This is a genomic window from Sphingobium fluviale, from assembly GCF_004122115.1.
In the GTDB taxonomy this organism is placed as follows: domain Bacteria; phylum Pseudomonadota; class Alphaproteobacteria; order Sphingomonadales; family Sphingomonadaceae; genus Sphingobium; species Sphingobium fluviale.
In genome coordinates this window covers 1-245 of sequence record NZ_SBKP01000048.1, presented here as the reverse complement: position 1 = coordinate 245, position 245 = coordinate 1, and the positions used below count along the sequence as shown (strand labels likewise).

At 61.6% G+C, this 245-nt stretch carries 1 pseudogene; it reads left to right on the top strand.

Annotated elements, in window-relative coordinates:
- Window positions 1–245: pseudogene (locus EQG66_RS15230) on the top strand (IS21 family transposase); the annotation flags it as partial.

Sequence of the window (245 nt, the reverse complement as noted above, 5' to 3'; positions counted from 1 at the left end):
GGGGGACGTTCGTGCCGCTCTCCTTCGCGCCGGGAGAGGCGTTCCAGTTCGACTGGAGCGAGGACTGGGCGATCATCGACGGGGTGCGCACCAAGTTGCAGGTGGCGCACTTCAAGCTCAGCCACAGCCGTGCCTTCATCGTCCGGGCCTATCTGTTGCAGACGCACGAGATGCTGTTCGACGCCCATAATCATGCGTTCCGTGTGCTGGGAGGTGTACCGCGCCGGGGTATTTACGATAATATG